This window comes from Mesorhizobium sp. M7A.F.Ca.CA.004.04.2.1 (assembly GCF_004022825.1).
Taxonomy (GTDB): domain Bacteria; phylum Pseudomonadota; class Alphaproteobacteria; order Rhizobiales; family Rhizobiaceae; genus Mesorhizobium.
Genome location: NZ_RZPH01001157.1, coordinates 1 through 1,761, shown reverse-complemented (window position 1 = coordinate 1,761; position 1,761 = coordinate 1). Strand labels below are relative to the sequence as shown.

The window sequence follows — 1,761 nt, the reverse complement described above, 5'->3', positions numbered from 1 at the left end:
GCGCGAGACGCTTTCGATCTCCTGGTCGCTGTCGATGAAGGGCAGCGCCAGCATCGTCGCCACCTTGCGGCCGATCGCCGTCTTGCCGGCACCCATCAATCCGACGAAGACGACGGAACGGCTGCCCAGCCGGCCAAGCAACGCGGCGTAGGTCTCGTCTGGAGGATTTGCTGGCAACGCGTTCATCGGATGTTTCGAAGGCCCTCTTTGCCGGCGTATCGACATGAAAAGCCCGTTTGCGTCAAGCAGGGCAAGTGCCTTGAACCCGATATGGACCGGCAAGGTCTGCATCAGAAGTTGCTAACAGGCCTCAGCTTCGTCCTTGAATTGGCCGGATTGGCGTCCCATAAGGGGACAGGGTTTGGAAACGCAGAACAAGAAGACGGGCGAAAACTGATGCCGACACTGTTTCGCTTTGTCGTGGTAACAGCGATTCTGGCAGGCATTGCCTATGGTGCGATGTTCGCACTGGTGATGTTCGTCGAGCCAAAGAAGGGCGAAATGAGCGTGCGCATCCCTCCGGAAAAGCTGAACCCCAAGAAAAGCTGAACCCGAAGAAAAGTTGAATGAACAGCGCCGCCCGCATCGAAGCCTTTCTCGAAATGATGAGCGCCGAGCGGGGCGCGGCCGAAAATACGCTTTCCTCCTACCGCCGCGACCTCGAGGACGCTTCTGGCGCGATCGATGGCGGGCTGGCTGGTGCCGCCGCCGCCGATATCCGCGCCTATCTCGACGACATTGCCGCCCGCGGCTTTGCCGCCACGTCGCAGGCGCGCAAACTGTCGGCGATCCGCCAGTTCTTCAAATTCCTCTACGCCGAAGGCCTGCGCGGCGATGACCCGACCGGCACGCTGGACAGCCCGAAAAAGGGCCGTCCGCTGCCCAAGACGATGAGCGAGGCCGACACCGGCCGGCTGATCGACCGAGCGGCGCTGGAGGCCGGCGATGTCTCGTCGGGCGATGGGGACAGTCTGGCGTCACTGCGCCTGCATGCGCTGGTCGAGGTGCTTTACGCCACCGGCCTGCGCGTTTCCGAGCTGGTCGGTCTGCCGGTGACGGTGGCGCAGCGCGACGACCGTTTTTTCATGGTGCGCGGCAAGGGCGACAAGGAGCGCATGGTGCCGCTCTCGGCCAAGGCACGCGCGGCGATGAAGACCTGGCTCGCCGCCCGCGCCAAGGTGCCAGCCTTTGCCGACAGTCCGTTCCTGTTTCCGGCCGCCTCCGACAGCGGCTATCTCTCGCGTCAGGTCTTTGCGCGTGACCTGAAGGGGCTGGCGGCAAGGGCCGGCATCGCCTCGGCGAAGATCTCGCCGCACGTGCTGCGCCATGCTTTCGCCAGCCATCTCCTGCAGAACGGCGCCGATCTCCGTGCCGTGCAGCAATTGCTTGGCCATGCCGACATATCGACGACACAGATTTACACCCATGTGCTGGAAGAGCGGCTGGTGCGGCTGGTCAACGATCATCATCCGCTTGCCGACTAGGCCTCATATCGCTATGTGAGGACGACATTTCACCGCCCGGAGCCTTGGATTCAAGGGTTCCGTCAGCCACTGCCTTCCGACGTATCGGTCCGCTCACGCATGTATAATTACCTCGATTTCGAAAAGCCGGTGCAGGACCTCGAGGGCAAGATCCTCGAGCTGAAGAAGCTTGCCGAGAATGGCGAGGCGGTCGATGTCGGCGACGAGATCAGCCGTCTCGAGAAGCGCTCCCGCGACGCTCTGCGCGACGCCTACAAGGCGCTGACGCCGTGGCAGA

The 1,761-nt window shown here is 62.6% G+C and carries 3 protein-coding genes and 1 pseudogene; 3 read left to right on the top strand and 1 reads right to left on the bottom strand.

Annotated features, from left to right (window positions below; translation table 11 throughout):
• Positions 1-186 (bottom strand): shikimate kinase (locus EN893_RS32430; RefSeq protein ID WP_281062519.1); only part of this gene is annotated, 186 nt, incomplete at its 3' end.
• Between the two features lie 210 nt (positions 187-396).
• Between EN893_RS32430 and EN893_RS32425 the strand changes: the two genes are divergently transcribed.
• From EN893_RS32425 to EN893_RS32415, 3 genes and pseudogenes are all read left to right on the top strand, one after another.
• Complete coding sequence (locus tag EN893_RS32425) at positions 397-549, top strand: histidine kinase (protein WP_127266685.1); 153 nt, start codon at positions 397-399, stop codon at positions 547-549.
• 17 nt (positions 550-566) lie between these two features.
• Positions 567-1,484, top strand: a complete 918-nt coding sequence (locus EN893_RS32420) for a site-specific tyrosine recombinase XerD (protein WP_127266671.1) — start codon at positions 567-569, stop codon at positions 1,482-1,484.
• A gap of 99 nt (positions 1,485-1,583) precedes the next feature.
• A pseudogene (locus EN893_RS32415) lies at positions 1,584-1,761 on the top strand (acetyl-CoA carboxylase carboxyl transferase subunit alpha); the annotation flags it as partial.